Source organism: Arcticibacterium sp. (assembly GCF_055134445.1).
Genome location: NZ_JBSRVI010000186.1, coordinates 1 through 23,088, shown reverse-complemented (window position 1 = coordinate 23,088; position 23,088 = coordinate 1). Strand labels below are relative to the sequence as shown.

Annotated in this window: 14 protein-coding genes; 9 read left to right on the top strand and 5 right to left on the bottom strand. The window is 37.1% G+C overall.

The genetic code is table 11. The annotated features are described in order from the left end of the window. The 9 genes from ACTBZY_RS24415 to ACTBZY_RS24375 all read left to right on the top strand — a co-directional run. Window positions 1-1,881, top strand: a 1,881-nt coding sequence (locus tag ACTBZY_RS24415; protein WP_463049026.1) for an FtsX-like permease family protein, incomplete at its 5' end; no start/stop codon positions are given. Between the two features lie 200 nt (window positions 1,882-2,081). Then, window positions 2,082-4,514 carry an ABC transporter permease gene (locus ACTBZY_RS24410; protein WP_463049025.1) on the top strand — a complete coding sequence of 811 codons (2,433 nt, stop codon included), beginning with the start codon at window positions 2,082-2,084 and terminating at the stop codon, window positions 4,512-4,514. Between the two features lie 310 nt (window positions 4,515-4,824). Further along, window positions 4,825-7,242: an ABC transporter permease gene (locus tag ACTBZY_RS24405; protein WP_463049024.1), complete on the top strand. Its 2,418-nt coding sequence runs from the start codon at window positions 4,825-4,827 to the stop codon at window positions 7,240-7,242. A 136-nt stretch (window positions 7,243-7,378) separates the two neighbouring features. Then, the gene (locus tag ACTBZY_RS24400; protein ID WP_463049023.1) at window positions 7,379-8,728 is read left to right on the top strand and encodes an NAD-dependent succinate-semialdehyde dehydrogenase; all 1,350 of its coding nucleotides are present in this window, start codon (window positions 7,379-7,381) and stop codon (window positions 8,726-8,728) included. A 159-nt stretch (window positions 8,729-8,887) separates the two neighbouring features. Beyond that, the gene (locus ACTBZY_RS24395) at window positions 8,888-11,278 is read left to right on the top strand and encodes an ABC transporter permease (RefSeq protein ID WP_463049022.1); all 2,391 of its coding nucleotides are present in this window, start codon (window positions 8,888-8,890) and stop codon (window positions 11,276-11,278) included. A 60-nt stretch (window positions 11,279-11,338) separates the two neighbouring features. Beyond that, window positions 11,339-13,726: an ABC transporter permease gene (locus ACTBZY_RS24390; RefSeq protein ID WP_463049021.1), complete on the top strand. Its 2,388-nt coding sequence runs from the start codon at window positions 11,339-11,341 to the stop codon at window positions 13,724-13,726. Between the two features lie 180 nt (window positions 13,727-13,906). Then, entirely contained in the window at window positions 13,907-14,524 is a 618-nt protein-coding gene (locus ACTBZY_RS24385; RefSeq protein WP_463049020.1) for a 3-keto-disaccharide hydrolase, read from the top strand. A 278-nt stretch (window positions 14,525-14,802) separates the two neighbouring features. Continuing rightward, entirely contained in the window at window positions 14,803-16,083 is a 1,281-nt protein-coding gene (locus ACTBZY_RS24380; RefSeq protein WP_463049019.1) for an ATP-binding protein, read from the top strand. Between the two features lie 81 nt (window positions 16,084-16,164). After that, window positions 16,165-16,395, top strand: a complete 231-nt coding sequence (locus tag ACTBZY_RS24375; RefSeq protein ID WP_463049018.1) for a hypothetical protein — start codon at window positions 16,165-16,167, stop codon at window positions 16,393-16,395. Window positions 16,396-16,404: 9 nt separating this feature from the next. On the opposite strand, the gene ACTBZY_RS24370 is transcribed toward ACTBZY_RS24375, so the two are convergent. The 5 genes from ACTBZY_RS24370 to ACTBZY_RS24350 all read right to left on the bottom strand — a co-directional run. Then, entirely contained in the window at window positions 16,405-17,463 is a 1,059-nt protein-coding gene (locus ACTBZY_RS24370) for a family 20 glycosylhydrolase (RefSeq protein ID WP_463049017.1), read from the bottom strand. A gap of 37 nt (window positions 17,464-17,500) precedes the next feature. After that, window positions 17,501-18,724, bottom strand: coding sequence for a hypothetical protein (locus ACTBZY_RS24365; protein ID WP_463049016.1), 1,224 nt, complete (start codon window positions 18,722-18,724; stop codon window positions 17,501-17,503). Between the two features lie 413 nt (window positions 18,725-19,137). Then, window positions 19,138-19,281 carry a hypothetical protein gene (locus tag ACTBZY_RS24360; protein ID WP_463049015.1) on the bottom strand — a complete coding sequence of 48 codons (144 nt, stop codon included), beginning with the start codon at window positions 19,279-19,281 and terminating at the stop codon, window positions 19,138-19,140. A gap of 190 nt (window positions 19,282-19,471) precedes the next feature. Further along, on the bottom strand, window positions 19,472-20,773 hold the full coding sequence (locus tag ACTBZY_RS24355; RefSeq protein ID WP_463049014.1) for a DUF418 domain-containing protein: 1,302 nt from the start codon (window positions 20,771-20,773) through the stop codon (window positions 19,472-19,474). An 85-nt stretch (window positions 20,774-20,858) separates the two neighbouring features. Further along, a partial coding sequence (locus tag ACTBZY_RS24350; protein WP_463049013.1) for a TonB-dependent receptor domain-containing protein occupies window positions 20,859-23,088 on the bottom strand: 2,230 nt, incomplete at its 5' end.

Sequence of the window (23,088 nt, the reverse complement as noted above, 5' to 3'; positions counted from 1 at the left end):
GACATGAAAGTTACGGCTGTTTATAAAGACTTCCCTTTCAATACCAGCTTAAACGAAACACAATACATCATGCCGTGGGACCAATACGTGGCAGAAAACGAATGGGTTCAAAACTCGGTAGACAGTTGGGGAAATAACTCTTTCCAAATGTTTGCTCAGGTCAATGACAATCAAACGGTACAGAGTGTTTCGGATGCCATAGCAAAAGTAAAATATAAGGCCGCCGGTGAAGACTTTCAGGCTTATGACCCAACATTGTTTCTCATGCCCATGAAAGACTGGTACTTACGTTCTCTTTTTAAAAATGGGGTACAAAATGGCGGCAGAATTCAGCTGGTCTGGCTTTTTGGTATTATTGGCGTTTTCGTATTGTTTTTAGCATGTATCAATTTCATGAATTTGAGTACCGCCCGTTCAGAGAAACGAGCCAAAGAAGTGGGTATTAGAAAGTCCATTGGTTCTTTGAGAACTCAACTAGTCAAACAGTTTTTGAGTGAATCTTTCATGGTGGTAATTCTTGCATTCGTCATTGCCATAGCTTTGGTTTTAATATTTCTGCAGCCATTTAATCAATTGGCCGATAAGCAAATTGAATTCCCCTGGTCAAATAGTATATTTTGGCTAATTAGTATAGCCTTCATCACGCTTACCGCCTTAATATCTGGCAGTTACCCTGCACTTTATTTATCGTCATTTCAGCCCGTCAAAGTCCTTAAAGGGACTTTTAAAACGGGTAAATACGCCGCAATTCCAAGAAAGGTGCTGGTGGTGCTTCAGTTCACAGTGTCTATTGCCTTAATCATTGGCACTTCCATGATTATGCGTCAAATAAACCATTCTAAAAACCGGCCGATAGGTTATGACAAAGAAGGAATGATTCAGCTCCCTGTGATGTCAAATGAGTTTTTAGGCAAATCTGATTTTATGCGAACACAGTTTCTCAACAGTGGAGCTGTTCAAGAATTCTCCACGTCTAGCAGTCCTACCACCGAGGTTTACTCAAACCGTTCTGGCTTTCTTTGGGAAGGAAAACAAGAAGGTTTTCAGGAAGATTTCGCTTGGACGGAGGTTTCTCCAGAATATGCCAAATCTCTTGGCATGAAAGTAATAGCGGGAAGAGACCTTTCTCGTGATATGTCCACCGACTCAAACGCGGTTTTGGTCAATAAAACTTTTGTGAAATACATAGGCAAAACAGATGTAATAGGACTTCAATTAAGAGACGACTCTGATGAACCCGGCCCAGCGTTGACTATTGTGGGCGTGGTGGATGATATCATAACGCAGTCGCCCTACGAACCAGTGAAACAAGCTGTTTATGCTTTTGACCAATATGGCAATGTTAGCTATTATAATTTGCGTTTAAACCCAAGCAAATCTGCCAAAGAAAACCTGGTTGTGGTTGAAAGTGTGTTTAAAGAGCATTTTCCAAACCTGCCTTTTGAATACCAATTCATTGATGATGAATACGGTAGAAAGTTTGAGATGGAAGAGCGAATAAGCTCTTTGGCAGGAGTTTTTACCGCATTGGCCATTTTGATAAGTTGCCTTGGGCTTTTCGGTTTAGCTTCTTTTGTTGCGGAGCAACGAACCAAAGAAATAGGTGTAAGAAAAGTATTAGGAGCATCTGTCACAAACCTATGGGCCATGCTCTCAAAAGACTTCATTTGGTTAGTTTGCATTTCAATGCTGATTGCGGCACCCTTGGCATACTTTGGTATGGATGCCTTCTTAAGTAGATATACGTATCGTACAAATTTAGCATGGTGGGTATTCTTACTTGCTGGACTTGGGGCAGTTATCATAACCCTTCTCACCGTCAGCTTTCAGGCCATTAAAGCCGCGATGAGTGACCCTGTCAAGAGTTTGAAAAGTGAGTAAGGTCTTTTATCAAAAGCCAAAACCCATTATAAACTCTATACTTCATACTTGTCCGAAAGCGATTTCAAATGTTCGCTTTCGGACATTTTCCATTTCAGCACTTACCACAAACAATTGACTACAAGACAAATAAAAGTAATGGCACGGTGTATGAAATTAAACATGTAATTGTACAGCACATATTTAAACGCAGACCAAACATGTTAAAGAACAATATAAAAATAGCATGGAGAAGCCTTAAAAAGTCTCCCTTTTTCACCTTCCTAAATACTTTCGGGCTAGCCATTGGTATGGCGGGTGGGCTACTCATTGGTTTATACATTTATGATGAGCTAAGTTTTGACGACATGTTTGCCGATGCCGACAGAATTCATCGTTTAAATGTTGACATTAAATTTGGCGGACAAGCACAAGAGTTTGCTGTGGCAGTTCCTCCTATGGCTGCAGCCTTAAAAAAGAATTTTTCTCAGGTAGAAGAAACCACCAGATTTAGAACTTGGGGTAGTATGCTGGTGAGAAGACCCGAAACCACAGAAAACCAAAAAGAAGAACAAAGTACCTATGCTGATGCCAACTTCTTAAGTTTCTTTGGCTTGAATTTATTAGAAGGCGATGCGGCTACTGCTCTTTCCCAGCCAAACACTACCGTTATTAGTGAAACCGCTGCAAAGAAATACTTTGGAAATACCTCCGCTATTGGCAAAAGTATCCTTATCAATAACGAAGAAACCTTTAAAGTAACTGGCGTAATTCCAGATTTACCTAAAAACTCTTTTTTAAGAAACTATAGTGTTTTTATGGCCATGGAAGGTTATGAAGAGTCTAAAAGCCAAGAGTGGGGAAGTAATAACTTTAATACGTTCATCAAATTAATTCCCTCTGTAAATGCCGCAGATTTACAGCAGCCTCTTCAGATTATTTTTGAAAAGTACATGGTACCTTGGGCTGCCGCCTTTATGCCTGGCTTAGACCGTGAACAATTTGAAGCCGAGGGAAATTACATCAGATACAGCACAGTGGCTTTAACTGATCTCCACTTAGCCTCTAACAGAGTGGCAGAGATGAGTACCAACTCCGACAAGCAAAACATCTATATTCTTTCTTTCATAGCCTTGTTTCTGATGACATTGGCTTGTGTAAATTTCATGAATTTATCTACCGCCCAGTCTTTAAAAAGAGCTAAAGAAGTAGGCGTTAGAAAGACACTCGGTTCTAGTAAATTTGGTTTAGTTAGACAGTTCTTAACAGAGTCAGGACTTATCTCATTTCTATCTTTATTAGTGGCATTAATAGTAGCCATCATAGCCTTACCTTACTTTAACGATTTGGCAGGAAAAGAAATGACCATCCCTTTTGGCAATCCATTATTCTGGCTCACTATAGTTTTAATAACCCTCTTTCTTGGCCTTTTCTCTGGTAGCTATCCAGCTTTCTTTTTATCAAGATTTGTACCTGTGAAAGTATTAAAAGGCGGAGGACAAACAAACATAGGTGGTGGAAACATCAGAAACTCCTTAGTTGTTTTTCAATTTGCTATTTCTGTCTTTTTAATCATAAGTACTTTGGTCGTATTTCAACAGTTGAAATATATTCAAAACAAAGATTTAGGCTTCCAAAAAGACCAGATGCTCATCATTGACGATGTTTATGCTGCGGGTACTTCTGTAGAGTCTTTTAAAGAACAAGTTGCCAACTTAGGTTTAGTAGAATCTGCCACGTTAAGTAGCTTTTTACCTACTCCATCAAACAGAAGTGATAATGGCTTTGAACTAGAAGGCTCTGGAGAAGAAAACAATTCCGTTCAGATGCAAAGCTGGGCAATAGACCACGATTATGCCAAAACATTAAACTTAGAGATGGTGGCAGGACGCTTTTTTGACAAGTCTTTTAGTACGGACACTAGCGGAATAGTTATCAATGAAACGGCTTTATCTATTTTGGGACTAAGTCCCGAAGAAGCCATTGGAAAAAGATTGACCACTGGGGTCGGTGTTGAAAATCCAGAATATTCTACCATTATAGGTGTGGTAAAAAACTTCCACTACTCATCATTCAAAGACGACATTGCTGCACTAAGCATGCATATCGGAGGCTACGCAAACAAACTAACCGTAAGACTGAAACCTGGTGATTTTAAAAGCACCATAGTCGAAATTGAAGAAAAATGGCAGGCAGTGGCTCCCGGGCAGCCTTTTAATCATTATTTCATGGATGATTCTTTCAATAACACTTATGAATCAGAGCAGCGTTTGGGAAGTATATTCTTCACTTTCACCATTCTTTCTTTATTAATAGCTTGTCTTGGCTTATTTGGTTTAGCTGCTTTTAATGCGGAAAAACGTACCAAAGAAATAGGTATAAGAAAAGTAATGGGAGCCAGCGTAGGTCAAATTAGCTACCGACTTACCATCGACTTTTTAAAGCTAGTGGGTGTAGCCATTTTGATAGCATTGCCTTTAGGCTGGTTTGTCATGAACAAATGGCTAGAAGACTTTTCATATAGAATTGACATTCCTGTTTGGATATACATTTTAGCAGCAGTTTCTGCCGTTCTAATTTCTATTTTGACCGTGAGTTATCAAAGTATAAAGGCCGCTGTAGTCAACCCTGTAGAATCTTTAAAGAGTGAGTAGTTTTATCGGCTAAATTTCTTTTATCCGAGTATAGAAAAATATATAAACAATGGATTCCTTATATCGCCATGTACTGTTTGAACATTGTCGAAATTCTAACATCAAAAGCTAAATGATGAATGAATGAATAAGAATTTCGACTGTGTGAGTTTACATGGTGTTGTTTTTTTTGCTTCGTTTTTTTTCTAAAAAAAATGACGTCCCCACTGGAAAGTGAGCGAGTAATAAGATTTGGTTGAAGAACATACTGTCTCTTTAGCGGTCATTTTCCAGAGTATTCATCAAAATAAGCAACACAAAAGCATTAATTATGTTGAAAAATTATTTCAAAATAGCTTGGAGAAATATCAAAAACGACAAACTGTTTTTTGGTATCAATATGTTAGGCTTAACTGTGGCTTTTCTTGTGGCCATTGTGCTTTTCTTGTCTGCTCATTTTGAGTTTTCTTTTGACAACTTTCAGGCAAACAAAGAGCAACTGTACAAGGTCTTTTACAAAGTAAACAGACCTGAGAAAACAGAATTTGGGACGGCTATGCCTTTCCCAAAACAACCTGCTATCAAAGCAGAGTTTCCTAATGAAATAAAATACGCCAGCAGAATTTTAGATGGAGGAATGTACCTTCAAAAAGGGGACAAATCCTTTGACTTAGATGTCAATTTTGTGGACGAAGATTACTTTGAAATGTTTTCTTTTGATTTGTTAAAAGGCAATAAAAAATCCGCTTTAAGTCAACTTAATAATATTGTACTAAGCCAAAAAACCGCTGAAAGCATTTTTGGCAAAGCTAATCCTATCGGTGAAACCGTTATGGTTAATTTTGGAGCAGGCACCGTGCCCTTTACCGTCAATGCTGTCACACAAAATGCCCCAGAAAACTCCTCCATTGAAAATCAGAATCTGGTTAGAATAGAAGCTTTTCCAGACTACTTAAAACAGAAAGACAACTGGAACTCAAAAAATCATGACTTATATATACAATTGGCCGAAGGAGTCAATTACCTAGACTTTGAAAAAAACCTTAAGCCTTTCACAGAAAAGTATTACCATGAAGACATCAATTTTGCCAAAGAATCGGGTTACGCAGGTGACGAACGTGGTGAAATAATCAGCACCAGGTTATTACCTTTTACTGAAATACATTTTGACCAAGAAGTTGGAAATAATGCCACTGCCCCCTATTACCCATATATTTTATTGGCTATTGGTTTATTAGTTCTTCTCATTTCATCCATAAACTTTATCAATCTCTCCATTGCCAAAGCCTTCAAACGCTCTAAAGAAGTAGGTATGCGAAAAGCATTAGGTGCTACCAGAAAACAGCTCATTTGGCAGTTTTGGAGCGAAGCTTTTATCACATATTTTCTTGCTTTCGTTTTGGCTATGACTACAGCTCTATTTATAATTCCTGAAGTGAATGCATTATTAAATGGACATCTAAATTTCAAGCAGCTCTTTCAAGTAAATGTTTTGCTAAGCATCTTCATAACCTTTACCATCATTACTGCTTTGGCAGGTGGATATCCCGCATTGATGGTCTCGAGATTTCAGACCGTGGCGGTTTTAAAAGGTAAAGTAAAAACGAGTTTGGTAAAAGGCGGAATCAGGAATACGCTCATTGTGGTTCAGTTTACTATTTCTATTGGTTTAATAGCGGCCACTTTTGTTATCTGGAATCAGATAAACCTGCTGCAAAACAAACCATTGGGTTTTGATAAAGAACATGTGATTAGTATTCCTGTGGGTAACAGCATTGATGGCTATTCACTTTTAAGCTATTACAGAAATGCTTTAGCCGGCGAAAGTCAAATTCAAAGTATTACGGGCTCTGATGGCAACCTAGGTATTGGCAATGACCACAGCAGTATGTCATCCGTTTTCGGGTTCAACCAAGAGAACAAGAACATTCAAACCAACGGTCTTAATGTAGATTTTGACTATGTAGAAACCGTGGGTTTACAACTTATAGCCGGTAGAAGTTTTAATAAGAAATACGCCACAGACAGCACGGAAGCCTGTATCATCAATGAAGCCATGGCCAGAGAGCTTGGAAGTATAGAAGATTTAATAGGTACCAGAATCAATTTGGACGAAGGAAAAACAATTATCGGGATTGTAAAAGATTATCATTTCCAGTCACTGCACAAAACGGTAGAGCCTTTGACATTAATGTTTAACAAGCCATTTGGTATTTCCTATATTCTTGTCAAAATCAATGGCTTAAATCCAGGACAAACCATGAAACTCTTAGAGGACAAATATCTGGCTTATGCTCCGCAGGCTGATTTTCAAGGATCTTTCCTAAATGAAAACACAAACAACCAGTACAAAAAGGAGCAGAAGTTTGCGAAAATCTTTGTTACCGCCGCCAGCATTGCCATTCTTCTTTCTTGTATCGGGCTTTTTGCGGTAGCACTTATGGTGATTAAAAACCGAACCAAGGAGATAGGTGTAAGGAAAGTTTTAGGAGCTGACACACATAGGCTGGTAGTACTCATGAGCAAAGACTTTCTTTTATTGGTTTTAGCATCTATCCTAATAGCATCGCCCATGGTCTATTATATCATGAATTCTTGGCTAGAAAAATTCCCATACAGAGTGGGTGTAGACTGGAAAGTATTGGCTTCTTCAGGAGCTTTAGCTTTGCTAATAGCATTTATCACGGTGGCTTACCACGCTATTAAAGCAGCTCAAATGAATCCCGTCAATTCATTAAAATCTGAATGAGTTAGGAACCTCTCTATCCTGTTTATCGTAAATTAGATGAAGTATTCTTTGAGACAGATTTTCATGAGACATCTCTAGTTTAATTCATTCAATTTCGATAACACCCTCCTAGGAGGCCAAGCATAAAACAGGTAATATGAAAAGTATAAATCCGGCAACAGACCAACTCTTAAATAACTATCAAGAACTCACAGATGAGGAAATTATTTCCAAATTAGACAAAGCAAAGGGTGCTTTTGAAAGCTGGAGAAAAGTACCATTACTGGACAGATGCAAATTACTCACAAGGGCAGGCGAAGTCCTTAGAGAAAACATCGAAGAATACGCCAAAACCATAACGGAGGAAATGGGGAAACCTATTTCCGAATCTCGCTCAGAAATAGAAAAATGTGCTTGGGCATGTGATTTCTACGCAGAAAATGCAGAAGAGTTTCTAAAAAATGAATTCATAGAAACCGACGCTCAGAAGAGTTTTGTCGCACATCATCCAATAGGCACTGTCTTCGCGGTAATGCCATGGAATTTCCCTTTTTGGCAGGTTATAAGATTTGCAGCACCTACGCTAACTTCAGGAAACACTGGCGTTTTAAAACATGCATCCAATGTTTTTGGATGTGCGTTATGCATAGAAGACGTTTTCAAAAAAGCGGGCTACCCAGAATTTGTTTTCCAGAGCTTTTTAGTAAGCTCAAGCAAAACGGAAATTATTATTTCTCATGAAGCCATAAAAGCCGTAACTCTAACGGGAAGCGAAGCCGCCGGTAAGTCTGTTGCGGCATTGGCCGGAAAATACCTCAAAAAGTCACTATTAGAACTCGGTGGAAATAATGCGTTTATAGTACTTGAAGACGCGGATTTAGACGAGGTAGCTGAGCTAGCCGTAAAAGCTAGAATGTTGAACGCTGGGCAGAGCTGCATAGCCGCTAAAAGGTTTATCATCGCAGAAAGTATTTATGACGAATTTGTTGAGAAATTCATCGCCATCACTAAGAAGCTAAGAACAGGAAACCCGCTAAAAATTGAAACGACCATTGGCCCTTTGGCTCGAAAGGAATTAGCTACTGATCTTCAGAAACAAATAAGCGTCTCCGTTAGCCAAGGAGCCGAGATCCTTTTGGGAGGAGGTAGAAACGGAGCCTTCCATGAGCCTACCGTTTTAGGAAATGTATTACCTGGAATGCCGGCTTTCGACGAAGAAACCTTTGGACCCTTAGCTGCCATGATAAAAGCCAAAAACACAGAAGAAGCCTATCAATTAGCGGCAAATTCGAGTTTTGGACTTGGTGTGACCGTTTGTACTACCAATATTGAGTTGGCACTTTCTATGGCCCCAGAGATTCCAGATGGAGCATACTTTATCAATGAACTGGTGAAGTCTGACCCAAGGCTACCCTTTGGCGGAACTAAAAACTCTGGATACGGCAGAGAACTCGGTAAAGACGGTATGATGGAGTTTGTCAATAGACAAACCGTTTATTTGAAATAAATGAATTCGACGCTGAACTGTCCAAAAACGGAAAAACTGTCCGAAACTGAACAAAATTAACATCCCAGAGTTGAAATAGAACACTCATTATGAGACACTTGTACATAATGGCATAATGTGTGACAATTTTTAAATATAGAAACGCTTAAGCAAAACACTATGTTTAGAAACTATTTCAAAATCGCTTGGAGAAATCTTATTAGAAATAAAGTATTTAGTTCTATTAATATTTTGGGCTTGTCGCTAGGCTTAGCCGTGGTAATGCTTATTACGCTGTATGTTAAAGACGAGCTAAGCTACGACCGTTTCCATGCTCAAGAACCACAAATTTTCAGGGTTGTTAATAATTGGTACAAGCCAGACGGCAGCAAAGGCGGGACGGATAGTAACACTGGAAATCCACATGGACCTATGTTTCATGCTAACGTACCAGGCATCAAAGATTATGTAAGGGTAAAGGGAGAATACAAGGATGTCAGACAGAAAAACCAAGTCGATGGCTTTGAAATGCTCAGTGCCGATTCTTCTTTCTTCTCTATTTTTAGTTTCCCTCTGGTGTATGGCGATGCCAAAACGGCACTGAAAGAACCTCATTCTATTGTTCTATCTGAAGAAAAAGCAGTACAATTTTTTGGTAAAAAGAACGCCCTCTACGAAACTATAGAAATAAAAGATGGAGACGATTTTAAATACTTCACCGTCACCGGAATCACCAAAAAATCACCTCAAAACTCCAGTATAAAGTTTGATATGCTGATACCTTACATTGTCTCCTCTGAAGCTGACAATGAACAGTGGTTTAATCATTTCTTAAACACTTTTGTGGTGTTAGATGAAAAAGCTAACAAGAAGGAAGTAGAAGCCCAAATAGCGTCTTATTATAAGAAAGAAACGGCATTGGCACTAAAAGAAATGCAGGAAACCTATGGAGACGTAGGTAGCTCAACATATGTTTTACAATCTTTAAAAGATATGCATTTGAGTACCGACTATGTGGCTCAAAACGGCCTAAAAGACAGCAGTAACCCCATGCTATCTTATTTATTATCAGGAATAGCTATTTTTCTATTGATCATTGCTTGTATCAATTTTATCAATCTAACCATTTCCCAGTCGCTTAAAAGAGCCAAAGAAATTGGCCTAAGAAAAGTGGTCGGCGGAGATAAAAAACAGCTAATTTATCAATTTCTTGGAGAGTCCTACTTAATTGGTCTTTTGGCTTTCATTTTCGCCATCTTGCTGGTTAATTTATTCCTCCCAACATTTAATGAACTGGCCAACAAAGCTCTATCCTTTAGCTATCTGCTAGACGCTAAGCTTATTGGATTTTATATAATGACCTTCATACTCACCTCCACCTTGGCAGGCTTTTATCCAGCACTGGTTTTAAGTGGTCTTAGTCCTGTGTCTTCGCTTTACAACCGAACTAAACTATTAGGTAAAAACTACCTTCAAAAATCTCTGGTGGTGGTTCAGTTTGCTTTAGCAGGTTTCTTAATAGTCCTTTCTTTAACGGTTTACAATCAGTTCAAATTCTTAATAAACAAAGACCTTGGCTATGACGATAAGGATATTATAGAAGTGTATTTTGGACAGAATATAGATAAAGAAAAAGCAACCCTTTTTAGAGAGCTACTTCTTAAAAATGCGAACATTCAGGGTCTTGCGGCAAAAAATAGTGGCGGATGGGCTACATCAGCCAAAGTAAACGGGAAAGACGAACTAAATTTCGCCTATGAGACTATTGACGAGGCCTATATTCCTATGCTAAAACTGACGCTCAAAGCAGGAAGAAATTTCTCAACAGAGTTTCCTGCAGATGCTTCTACAGGAGTTTTGATAAATGAGGCTTTCGCAAAAAAAGCAGGCTGGAAAGTGCCCTTAGGTCAAACTGTAGACTTTTGGTATAAAGACAATGAAAAATACACCGTCGTGGGGGTAGTAAAAGATTATCATTTTTTAAACTTAAGTCAGGAAATTCGCCCACAACTTTTCACATTGAAACCAAACGGTTTTGGTATGGCAAATATTAAAATTGCTCCTAAATCCGAGTCGGAGAGTTTAGCACATATAGAAACTACCTTTAAAAGTATATTCCCTAGAAATTCTTACTCTTATAATTTCAAGAACTTAGAAAATATAAAGGACTATGAAAAAGAAGCCAAATGGCAACAGATAACATTTATAAGCACACTGTTGACCATCTTCATTTCATGTATTGGACTTTTTGGCCTGGCCCTTTTATCTGCCGAAAACAGAAGTAAGGAGGTAGGAATTAGAAAAGCCATCGGTGCCTCAGTAGTGAGTATTGTCAAACTCTTAACCAAAGACTTTCTTATACTCACACTTATTTCGTTGGTCATTTCTTTGCCATTGGCATATTTCGCAGGACAAGAGTTCTTGCAAAATTATCCTTACCACGAAGAAATGCAGCCGTGGATATTCGTAATTTCAGCCATTTCTGCACTATCCGTTGCCCTACTAACGGTTTCCTATCAAGCCGTGAAAGTAGCTCTTATAAATCCTGTTGAAACTTTAAGACGAGAATAGCTTCGACAGAATTAGATAACTTTTTGAGAAACTCAGTTATCTAAATTTGAAAATTACTTTATGCTAAAAAACAACTTCATACTCGCATGGCGAAACCTTACTAAAAACAAGCTATACACCTATATTAATATTGGTGGCTTGGGATTGGGTATGGCTACCGCCGTTATGCTTATACTCTGGATTTATAACGAATTTACTTTTGATGATTTTCATAAAAAATCAAAAGCAATCTACCGAGTTACTTCACATATAAAAATCAATGAAAACGAAACTTGGCATTGGGGCTTAACACCAATGCTCTTACCTCAAGAGCTCAAAAACAACTTCCCCGAAATAATTGAAACGACATACCTTTATACCCCATGGAATGACGCAGATGTAAGGATTGACAATAAGTTAATATCTGTCAAGAAACTTTTGTATGTCGAAAGTAATTGGTTTGACATATTTGATTACGAAGTAATTAATGGGAGTTTGGTTAGTCTCAAAAACAACAAAAATGCCATTGCCATTACCAGGTCGAAGGCAAAAGAATTATTTGGAGAAAGCGACCCATTAGATAAATTGATACAGCTGGACTCTCTAAATTTGGTCATCAAAGTAGTTTTAGCTGATTACCCACCAAACACCACTTTTAAGTACGATGTGTACGTTCAAAATGCAGCCAGATTAACAAATTCAGAAGCATTAAAAAACGACCAAAATTGGAATAGTTTCAATTACCAAACCTTTGTGGTATGTAACGAAAAAGCTGAACTAGCAGGGCTTTCAAAAAAAATGACAACGATGTTCAGAAAGCTTAGGGACGATAAAAATGAAAGCAACAAACTCGAACTTCAAGCTTTATCCGCTATACACTTCGACGATTCTATCACACAAGGGGAATTAATTGCACCAATCGACAAACAGGTACTCTATATTTTTTCAGGAATTGCGTTTTTAATTCTCTTGACAGCATGCATAAATTACATAAACCTTACTACGGCCAATCTTAGTCTCCGAAACAAAGAAGTTAGTATTAAAAAATTTATGGGTGCCTCGAAAAAAGGTTTGTTTTACCAATTTTTCACCGAATCTGCCCTTACAAGTTTTTTGGCGATGCTGCTTGCCATTGCTCTTATATATATTGGACTTCCAAGATTAGAGACATTGGTCGAATATAAATTTAATATAAGTAAAAACATTCTCGTTTGGCAAATACTGGGAGGCATTACGTTAGTTACAATTTTGTTTAATGGTATTTACCCTTCTGTACTTTTAGCAAACCTTAAACCCTTAGAATTAATCCGTGGTAAATCACTACTTGGTACCCGAAAAGCGACTTTTCGCAAAGTTTTAGTTGTATTTCAATTTGCATTTACCATTACCCTTTTGATATGTACAACATTGATATTTAATCAATTAAACTTCATTCAGAATAAAGACTTAGGATACAATAAAGAGCAAGTTTTTTCTATCTCCATTCCCTGGTATGCCGATCAATCTGGCGACAAAACTGCCTTGATCTACAGTCAATTACAAAACGAAAGTCAGCTGATTAATATCACCCGTAGCAGCGGAAACATTGTGGATTTCAGTAATAATCATAGCGGAAGTCTAGATTGGGATGGAAGAGAAAAAGACTGGAATCCTACAGTTTCGCCAATGTCTGTCTCTGATAATTATCAAGCATTTTTTGGATTAAACATTAAAAGTGGAAGATGGTTTGAGCCCAAAAACTCAAGCGATGACAATCATATCATCTTAAACGAAACGGCCGTAAAGGAATTTCAACTGAAAGAACCTATTTTAGGTCGAAAATTCACCTATCAGGGTCGTACAGGACAAATTATTGCTATCGTAAAAGACTTTCATTTCAAAAGTCCAAAAGAAAAAATTTCGCCTTTGCTTCTTTACAGAAATAACAACCGACAGAGCACCATAAGCATAAAAGCAAATGCCCACAATATTTCAGGAGCTATTGCTTCAGTGGAGAAAATTTGGCAAGCTAATTTACCAAATATGGCTTTCAAATATGACTTTCTGAGTGATACATACGCTAAACTTCACGAGTCGGAAACTAAACAATTGACCATGTTTTATTCCTTTGCAGGTATTGTTTTACTTATATCTTGCATTGGGCTTTTTGGTTTGGCGACATTTGCGGCAGGTGCAAGAATCAAAGAAATAGGCATACGCAAAGTGTTAGGAGCTAGCGTAATAGAGATTATTAATTTGCTTTCAAAAGAGTACCTAAAATTAATAGCAATGGCCACACTTATGGCCTCACCTCTGGCGTATTGGATCATGGAAAAGTGGCTGCAAAATTTCGCAAACCGGATACATATAACTTGGTGGTCATTCTCTATTCCTGGCCTTTTAGTTGCTTTTGTAGCCTTGTTGACCGTTAGTTACCAATCTGTTAAAGCAGCTTTATTAAACCCTGTGGAGAGTTTGAAGCGTGAGTAACTTTAAGGAGATTTGACAAATACACTTAACCTAGGCTGATATAAAGAAAAGTAAGCTACCACGAGAAAAATAGATGAGAAAGTAGGGCTTCCGAAGAAATCAATGGAGGACTGGGTATATAGAAACAAATTTCTTTATATTGTATCTTGATATTATTCAAACCCTCGAACCCATAAAATCATGAAGAAAACACTACTACTCCTTATTCTATTTACGACCAATTTAGCCTTTGCTCAAAAGGGCTGGACTTCGCTTTTTGATGGAAAAACATTTGATGGCTGGCATATCAATGAAGACGACCCAAGCTGTTTCTCGATTGAAGATGGCACTATTAAAGTAGCAGGTAAAAGGGCTCACGTTTTTTATGATGGAACTGTAGGAAATCATGACTTTAAGAATTTTGAGCTTAAAATAAAAGCCATGACCATGCCTGGGTCTAACTCTGGAATTTTTATCCATACCGCCTACCAGGCTACTGGCTGGCCATCAAAAGGATATGAAATACAAGTAAATCAAACGCATACCGATTGGCGAAAAACGGGAAGTCTTTATAGTGTTGAAGATGTAAAGGAGAATTTTGCCGAAGACAACAAATGGTACCAGTATCATATCATTGTAAATGGTAAAAGAATTATTATTAAAATAGACGGAAAAGTAGCCGTAGATTATACCGAGCCTGATGTACTTCCAGAAAGTCGTGGGACTAAAAGGCTGAGCTCTGGAACTTTCGCACTTCAAGGCCATGACCCCAAAAGTATTGCCTATTTTAAGGATATCAAAGTGAAGATTTTAAATTAGGGATAAATTCCTTTTGAAGAAAATATTATGGCAAAGCTCGGTGGGCTTTGCCATTTTTATATCATAGAAGTTCGCCAAAATTGTTTTGGCAAATCGAGTGGAATTTGGAAGAAGGGTGAAATTATACCTAGCACAAAATATATTATGAAATTTTTATTGATAGATATTCCTTAGGAAAAGTGTAGCATCCCTACATTTATTCGTACGAAAATGTGTGTAATTATACATTTATTCGTACGAATAAATGTATTTTTGATTTAAATTATTGCTACAAGTTCATGAATAGAGTCATATTTAAAGAATTAACAAAGTGGAAAAGTTCGAAAAACAGAAAGCCTTTAATCATTAAAGGAGCAAGGCAGGTAGGCAAAACTTGGCTCATGAATGAGTTTGGCAAAAAGGAGTATTCGTCTATTGCCTATTTAAACTTTGAAAGTAGCGAAAGGCTTAAAAATATTTTCCTTTCAGATTTTGACATAGAAAGAATAATCTTGGTCATAGAGATTGAGACCAAAGTAAAAATAGATCCCGACACCACCCTTTTAATATTTGATGAAATCCAAGAAGCCGAAAAGGGACTAACTGCATTAAAATATTTCTACGAAAAAGCTCCCGAATATCACATAATAGCAGCAGGTTCTTTGCTAGGATTGAGCCTTCAAAAGAACAATTCCTTCCCCGTCGGTAAAGTTGATTTTCTGGAATTATATCCATTAAGTTTCTTAGAGTTTTTAGAGAATATTGGCGAAAACGCTTTGGCTTTAAGTATTGAAGAGCAGAGATGGGAAATTATAAGTTCTTTCCATAAAAAACTTGTCCAGTACTTGCGTCTATATTACTTTATAGGTGGTATGCCAGAAGTCGTTTCTAGTTACATTCAGGACAAAGACTTAGAAACGGTAAGAAGCTTGCAAAAGAAAATAATTCTGGGTTATGAGAATGATTTTGCTAAACACGCTCCCATGGAAATAGTACCAAGAATAAAGCAAGTTTTTGGTTCTATCTTAGGTCAAATATCAAAAGAGAACAAGAAGTTTATCTATGGTCAAATAAAAAAGGGAGCAAGAGCAAAAGACTTTGAAAATGCGATAAATTGGCTAATAGATGCAGGATTAATCCTTAAAGTAAATAGAATCAACAAGCCATCCATTCCACTAAGTTCATACTCCGACTTAGATGCATTTAAGCTTTTCCTTGTAGACATAGGCTTATTAAACGCCATGGCCAACATTGACCAAACCATTTTACTAGAAAGAAATGACATCTTAAAAGAGTTCAAAGGTGCATTAACAGAACAGTATGTTTGTCAACAATTAAAATTAAATCACGAACTCTATTATTGGTCTGCCCCAAATGGCACCGCCGAAATAGACTTTCTAATTCAAGAAAAAAACGCCGTTATCCCAATAGAAGTTAAAGCTGAAGAAAACTTAAAATCAAAAAGTCTAAAAGTGTTCGTAGACAAATATCAACCAGGAACGGCCTTAAGGATATCTATGAGTCCGTTTAGGGAAGATGATTGGTTAACCAATATTCCTCTTTATGCCGTAACTCTGTAGATAACTTGTTTGCCTTTTGACTATTTATTAAAAATAATTGAATGAACATTGATAAACACTAATCTAAATTTAAATTAAGTTATGGGAATATTCTCAAATATAAAAAAGGAAATCTATATCAACCAGCTAGTAATTGGATACACAATGATCTACAACTGTGATGACTATCAAGCTATTGGTGCCCTAAGAAGCAACTATGACAAAGATGAGCTAAAAAAAATACTCAAATATCTAAAAATACTTGAAATGAAAATTGGTTCTGAAGGGATACGTCGCTTATATGGGAGTCCTGATAATCCATTTAAGGAATAACACAACCAATCACTCCTTCTCAAACAAAGCCTTAAAACACTTGGCATCACTATCTTCTTGACTATCGCCATAAAACCTGTCTAAAAAGCTGCCTGCTGAACTCCAAACCGTTTGAACCATGCCTGTAAAACGCTCTTTCATTTCTGGAGTAGCGTTGGCTCTTAAGTCTAGCATCATTTCCTTTTGCTTTAAAGCCAATTCTGTATTTCGCCATGGCGAAATAGCCACATCAAATCCTTTCATGGCAAACATAACAGCCGTAGGATCTACACGCTCATAATGCCAGTCGCAAATCATGACATCTTTAGGAATCATATCAATGGCTCTGTGCGTATTATTATAACTCGCCTCCCATAGCCCTATTCCAGTAGTTTTTCCATCTATTAATCTATCTCCCCAAATCCATAAACGTTTGCCGTTTTGGGCCAAATGATTACGGATTTTAGTTACCTCTCCTGCAAATAACTCTGCCTTATCTCTTCCCTGACATCTTGGGCAGTCTTCATGTCCGATATAAAAGACTTCATCCATACCCGCATGAAAAGCATCCGCCTTAAAAGCAGCAATTATCTCATCTACTATTTCAAAAACCACCTTATGCACTCCTGGATGAAGCGGACAGTAACTTTTGCAGTACAGTCCATCACTATTAGGCCATTCATACTTCTTCGGCATCTTCACTCCGGGTGTTTCATCAAATTCTGGATAGGCCTTCAAGAGCATCTCCTCCTCCTCTGCCCAAGACTGATGTCCTAATAAATTGACCTGTGGAATTACAGCAATTTTATTTTTTTGACATGCAGCCACTATTTTGTCCACCTCAGATTGAGATAGCCCATCCTTTCTGGCCAATTCTGGATGAGATTTATATTGAAAATTATAATCCACCCTTAAGATTAAAGTGTTGATGTGGCGAGGAGCTAATTCCTCATTGATAAATTTCACAAAACGGTCTACATTCTTTTTATCCGGGGCGGCTATCGCAAGCCCTCTTACCGGCAACGTTTCTTGAGCCAATGCTATTCCTGAGATAAGCAACGAAAGCGTAAATACGATGATTTTTTTCATTCAAAAGGGTTGTTAAAGTTTAAAAAAAAAAGCGAAATTACAATTTTAATCTGACGCCAATTTTAGAAAGAATTGCAGCGAAACCTATCATGGCAAAAGCCCACACTAAAGAACCCAAAACCGCCAACCACTGTGTTTCATCTTGTTTATAAAATAATACTTGAAAAGGCATCGACCAGATTAAATAATAGACAATATCTGGGGCTAAGTAAGTTGTTAACGAATTTTCACCCGCTGGCTTAAATGGTCTGAAAACACCCGTTATACTTTTCACATCAAGCACATAATATAATACCGCAAAAAGCAACATACTTATGCCACTACAAAGCATCGCCCAACTAGGCGTAGCCTGAATTTTAGAGAAAATAAACCAGTTGTGAAGTACAAACGCTAGTATTAAGCTTCCCAAGCTTATTGGAATTATCTGTTTCAAAAACTTGATATGTTCATTTCTGAATTGCTTTAAAAGAACGCCTATAAGCAGTCCAGAAAGCACGATAAAAGGCACATTGCCATTTAGAATAACTCCAAAAATAGATTTAAGAGGATTTAGAAAGGCTGTCAATCCCAAGACGGAGAGCATGTTTAAGCTTAGAAAAACCAAACAAGCCAATGCTGTCTTCCAGACACTGTCTCTCAGAAAAAAATAGGTAAAAGCAGCGGTAAAATACCCCCAACCAATTAAGCCTAAAATGCCCCACCAACTTTTTTCTATAAACGTTGGATTTTCTGCTGTGCCCCCTCTGAAAATGAACGCTAGGAAAAGCAACAGTACTATACCTACATATTTTAGATAAGCAACTTTACTCCCTTTAGGATATTTGTTCCAAACCAAAAACACGGAGATATAACCTAAAACCACCCAGAGCGTTTTACTTATTCCGGTAAGCTCCTCGTTAAAGCTTTCTGAGGCATTGACCATGAAAACCCCAATAATTAATAAACTAAAGGTCCTGCTCAAAATATGCAATACCAGCTGAAAAGAGCTTTCCTTACTTTTAGCACGAGCAGCAAATGCAAAAGGAATAGACAAACCCACCATAAATAAAAAGCCTGGAAAAACCCAATCTGCCAGACCTAACCCATCTTCCGTTGCACTTGTATGACCCAGCCACTGTGGAACCCCCGGAATAAAAAGGTCATTCACAAAAAGCATCAAGAAAAGCGTAAGCCCTCTCATGATGTCTATTGATAAAATTCGCTTGTTTTGCGTTCTTAACTCCATCCTCCAATTAAACTTCGAGAATAGCCACCTGTACATTTTTGGCTATTAATTCTTAAAACATAAGTTATTAAAAGTTTTTAATAAATACCCCGACTACTTCTAATTAATCCAAAAAAAATCTATTTAAACCAGTTATACCGTAATACTTAGCCTAAAGAATAAGGTAATCTGATATATAAATAAGCATTGAAGAGCTTTAAATCATTAAGTAGTTAATACGTATATTATTTAAAAACGGAAAACTTCTTATAGCTACAAAAAAGCCTTTTGACCGCTTGGGTATATGATTTAGCCACTTTTAGAGTACTTGGCACTTCGGATGTTAATAATTGATTAATTCTTGATGGACTTTCGACAAACTTAATTGGTTCAGACCCATTTCATACATCCTTAAATTAATAACTTCTCTAAATTAGACGATTCTACTGGCATGGTAAGCTCTTCATAATTCACAACCAAGACCAACTTTCAATAAAGTCCTTATTATCTTCCGAAGTATCATTTCCTCCAACCTTCAGTTGTTCCTCTATTCGCTCCGAAACAGCTAGGTATTCTTTTTTTGTTTTTATTGCTCTTTCATTATACGTTTGCACATTCTATTTTGTCATAAGCCTTATGACTTCTTATGAACCGAATATTTACTTTTTTAGAAGTACTTCAATAGATTTATAAATATAACATGAAGAAATAAGGGTCATTAAGGCTCTTATACCAAATTCAAATCTTCAAATTCCTTAATAATCTTAATTCCTTAATGTTTAAAAACCAACTGTTAGGAGCCAATTAACCCTTACGTTTAAATTCTTGCCATTTTTGATATGTAAGAGAACGCCAAAGCCACTCGAATGGCCCATGTTTAAAATATTTCAACCAGATAGGGCTAAAGATTAACTGAAAAAGCCAAAAACCTGCAACAATATAATAAAGCTCATAACGCTCTAATTTTCCATATACACCAAAACCATAAAATATAATGGATGTGCCAATTGCGGTCATGAGGTAATTACTTAAGGTCATTTTTCCAACAGCCGCCAATGCTTTTTGGAGAAAACCCAAAATACCAGATTTAATAAATAACATGGCCAAACCCACATGTCCCAATGTAGTAAGTAGTCTACCTAAATCGTACGTCCTATCTGCTTTGGCTATAGTAACAACATTAAAATTACTATCAACAATCATCATGGTCTCCAAAAAATTAACGCTCAATCCTATTCCGTAACCAACTAACATCATAATGAAATAAAAACGCTTTGATTTTTCTGCATGGAAAATCCTAAGTTTGAAAAAAGCCATTCCTATGAGCATAAAACTCAATATGTCCCACGGCCAGTAACGATACATAATCCAAGTCTGCATAAACTGATTTTCTTTCACTTTAGCCATCATGGCTTTAAAATATCCCTGTTGTTTTGAGGCAATGTCTTCTTCTATTTCTTCTTTTGTATGTTTCGTTTTTTGCTTATCAAAAGCCTTTATTTTCTCTTCTTGTTTTTTTGTTAAAGTCTCGCCAGAATCTTTAATATTTTGCATGGCGATTCCTTCATTCTGGGTCTTAAGTTCATTTTGATAATCACTTGCATACCATAAGGCTCCACATAAAAGTAAAACTCCCGCACAAGACAAGAGCGTTTTAACACTTGCATTTCTGAAAGGAAACAATGTTAACCCCAAAAGAGCATACGGATAAAGAATATCACCATCCCATAAGAAAATGTACACATTAATTATACCGAAAAGAAGCAACCAAAGTGTTCTTCTATAATAAATATCTGCAGCCATTATTCCAGCTCCTTTTTTCTCTAAACCGGATGTCAATAAAATAATGCTCGCCCCAAAAAGTAGTGTAAAAAGCCCTCTCATGGTGCCTTCAAAGAGCATGTTATTGATAATCCAAACTTTCAAGTTTAATTCATGTGCTTCTCCCACAATCGTTGGGTCCGAATAGGAAAAAGGCAGTCCCATTCCATTGATATTCATTAGTAAAATCCCTAGTAATGCAATGCCGCGAAGGACATCTAAAGAGTTAATCCTGTCTTTATCTAGGGTAGGTTTAAATTCAGAAACATCGGTGATGTGTGACATAGCTTTCATGGCTTATTTCGAATAAATTTAGAGAATAAAGTATTTAATGCTTTTGGTTTTTACTCTTCTTTAGGGAGTGGTAAGCTTAATTCACTCTAGCCCGTTCATCGGCTGCTCCGCCTTGTCTTCCTCTTGACGACTTAATTTCTTTTCGACCGAAAGAGGCGGTATAAGTCAGCATGAGTGTTCTGTTACTGAAATCCCAGACGTTTTTAGACGAAAAGTTTTCTGACGGTACAGAAATCTCCGTTCTGTATTTTATGGATTCCGCTAAATCGGTTAAGGCTAAACGTAGGCTTCCTTTGTCGCTTTTTAGTTTGTATTGCATACCCAGGTTTATGCCATAAAAAGGTTTCACCTTATAGGTTCCGAAAAAGCTTGGCCCGCTAAAAAAGGTTGTTCCTTCAGCCATTAATTTATCCGAAATCCTGAAAGATTGTGTGGTATTAAATTGATACGTCAAAACAGAAAATTCCAGCGGATTTACATAGATACTAGATTTCACTTTCTGATGAAGCAATATCAAATTGTTATTCATATTCCACCATTTGTTTACTTTTAAAGGTGCGGCTATAGTAGCAGAAAAGGTGTTGGTATAATCCAAATTAGCAGCAGAGAAAACAAAACGGTCATTTACATCATCATAAAACTGCTGGAAATTGGCGATACTATATTTTTGATGGCTGTAATCTAGACTCACGAACAAAGATTTATAGCTTAAAGCATATTTTACAGAATTAGAAATAGCTGGCTGAATGGCAGCGTTTCCAGAAATGAAGGTATTGGGGTCAAGAAGTATCACAAAAGGAGCTAAATCATTGAAAGTAGGCCTTGTAATTCGCTTATTATAAGCCCAATTCATGCTTAAATCTTTATTGACTTTATGACTGACATACAAAGTAGGGAAAAATAATCCGTAGTTTCTGTCCACTAACTTTTCGCCAGTTTCTGTTTCAAGTTCAGAGTCTGTGTGCTCATATCTTAAACCCGCTTTTAAGCTTGTTTTATCATTGAATTGATAATCCATGCTGCTATAAGCGGCCAAAATAGTTTCATTTAGAAAACTGCTACTAGTTAGTGTTTTGTCTGTAACCCAGCTATTTTCTTTTTGATTCTGAACCTCCACTTTATTTTCGAAATTATTATAACTACCTTTTATCCCATAATCTATACTTCCTTTACTACCCAAAACATTATGAAAATCTAACCGACTAACCCAGGTATAAAGTGGTGTTCGTTTTGTACTTCTAGTCATATAAGTGCTTGTTAAATTATCATTGTTATTGAAAAAACTATTCGCGTAATTATTCGGATTACTATTATCATATTTTAAATAATCAATGTCATAACTTACATAATTCTTATCGCTAAACTTATGTGTCAAATTAAAATTAGCTCCCAAATGGCTCCAAGTATTGGTTTCTGAATTTTTCACTTCCACGCTTGAATCTTTTACATTATTTACTTTGGTGGTCCCTTGGTTAAGACTGTTCATAGCCCATGCATTTTGATATCCTGTAAATAGAAAGCCTAAGACCGTTTTTTTACTTACATCAAAATCCATCCCCATTCTTAAATTATGGTTTTCTTGTTTGGTATCCCTGGAGGCCGTTGTGAAAATTGAAATATCTTGACCATTTCTTAAATAATCTCTTTCAAATTCAAAGGGCTGAAAGCCGTTTTGCTGTACATAAGAATAGGTACCAAAAAGATTGGCCTTCCCTTTTCTATAATTGAGAGTCAAATTATCATTCGTCTTAAGTCCTTTTCCATATCCTGCAGATAAAGAATAGGTGCCATTGAAGCCTTCGTCTAAGCGTTTTTTCAAAACAATATTGATATAACCCGCATTTCCTTCGGCATCAAATTGAGCTGGAGGCGTAGTTATCAACTCAATGCTTTCAATATTATCAGCACTCATACCTTGGAGCATTTGTACCACGGCTGCCGCAGGCATATAACTTATTTTGCCATTTATCATTAAAACCACCCCGCTTTTGCCTACTAAAGCAATGCTATTGCTTTGGCGATTCACAATAACACCAGGCGAACGCTCTAATATTTCGAGGGCTGTTCCACCCGCAGAAACCAGACTGGACGATACATTTATAACAGTTCGGTCTATTTCATTGACATATAAAGGTTTGTTCTCCCGCACCACCACTTCACTTAATTCTGAGCCTTCCCTTAAAGTCATTAGTGGGGCTACGGTGTTTTTGGTTAAAAGAAAAGAAGGACTCAAAGTTTTTTCAAACCCTACAAAAGAAGACTGCAAAAAGTAATTTCCGGTAGCAATATTTTCAAATAAATATGTG

Coding starts and splice junctions, on each gene's coding strand:
- ACTBZY_RS24400 (WP_463049023.1), top strand. CDS start 7,379: ATGAAAAGTATAAATCCGGCAACAGACCAACTCTTAAATAACTATCAA.
- ACTBZY_RS24410 (WP_463049025.1), top strand. CDS start 2,082: ATGTTAAAGAACAATATAAAAATAGCATGGAGAAGCCTTAAAAAGTCT.
- ACTBZY_RS24375 (WP_463049018.1), top strand. CDS start 16,165: ATGGGAATATTCTCAAATATAAAAAAGGAAATCTATATCAACCAGCTA.
- ACTBZY_RS24395 (WP_463049022.1), top strand. CDS start 8,888: ATGTTTAGAAACTATTTCAAAATCGCTTGGAGAAATCTTATTAGAAAT.
- ACTBZY_RS24370 (WP_463049017.1), bottom strand. CDS start 17,463: ATGAAAAAAATCATCGTATTTACGCTTTCGTTGCTTATCTCAGGAATA.
- ACTBZY_RS24380 (WP_463049019.1), top strand. CDS start 14,803: ATGAATAGAGTCATATTTAAAGAATTAACAAAGTGGAAAAGTTCGAAA.
- ACTBZY_RS24390 (WP_463049021.1), top strand. CDS start 11,339: ATGCTAAAAAACAACTTCATACTCGCATGGCGAAACCTTACTAAAAAC.
- ACTBZY_RS24405 (WP_463049024.1), top strand. CDS start 4,825: ATGTTGAAAAATTATTTCAAAATAGCTTGGAGAAATATCAAAAACGAC.
- ACTBZY_RS24365 (WP_463049016.1), bottom strand. CDS start 18,724: ATGTACAGGTGGCTATTCTCGAAGTTTAATTGGAGGATGGAGTTAAGA.
- ACTBZY_RS24355 (WP_463049014.1), bottom strand. CDS start 20,773: ATGTCACACATCACCGATGTTTCTGAATTTAAACCTACCCTAGATAAA.
- ACTBZY_RS24385 (WP_463049020.1), top strand. CDS start 13,907: ATGAAGAAAACACTACTACTCCTTATTCTATTTACGACCAATTTAGCC.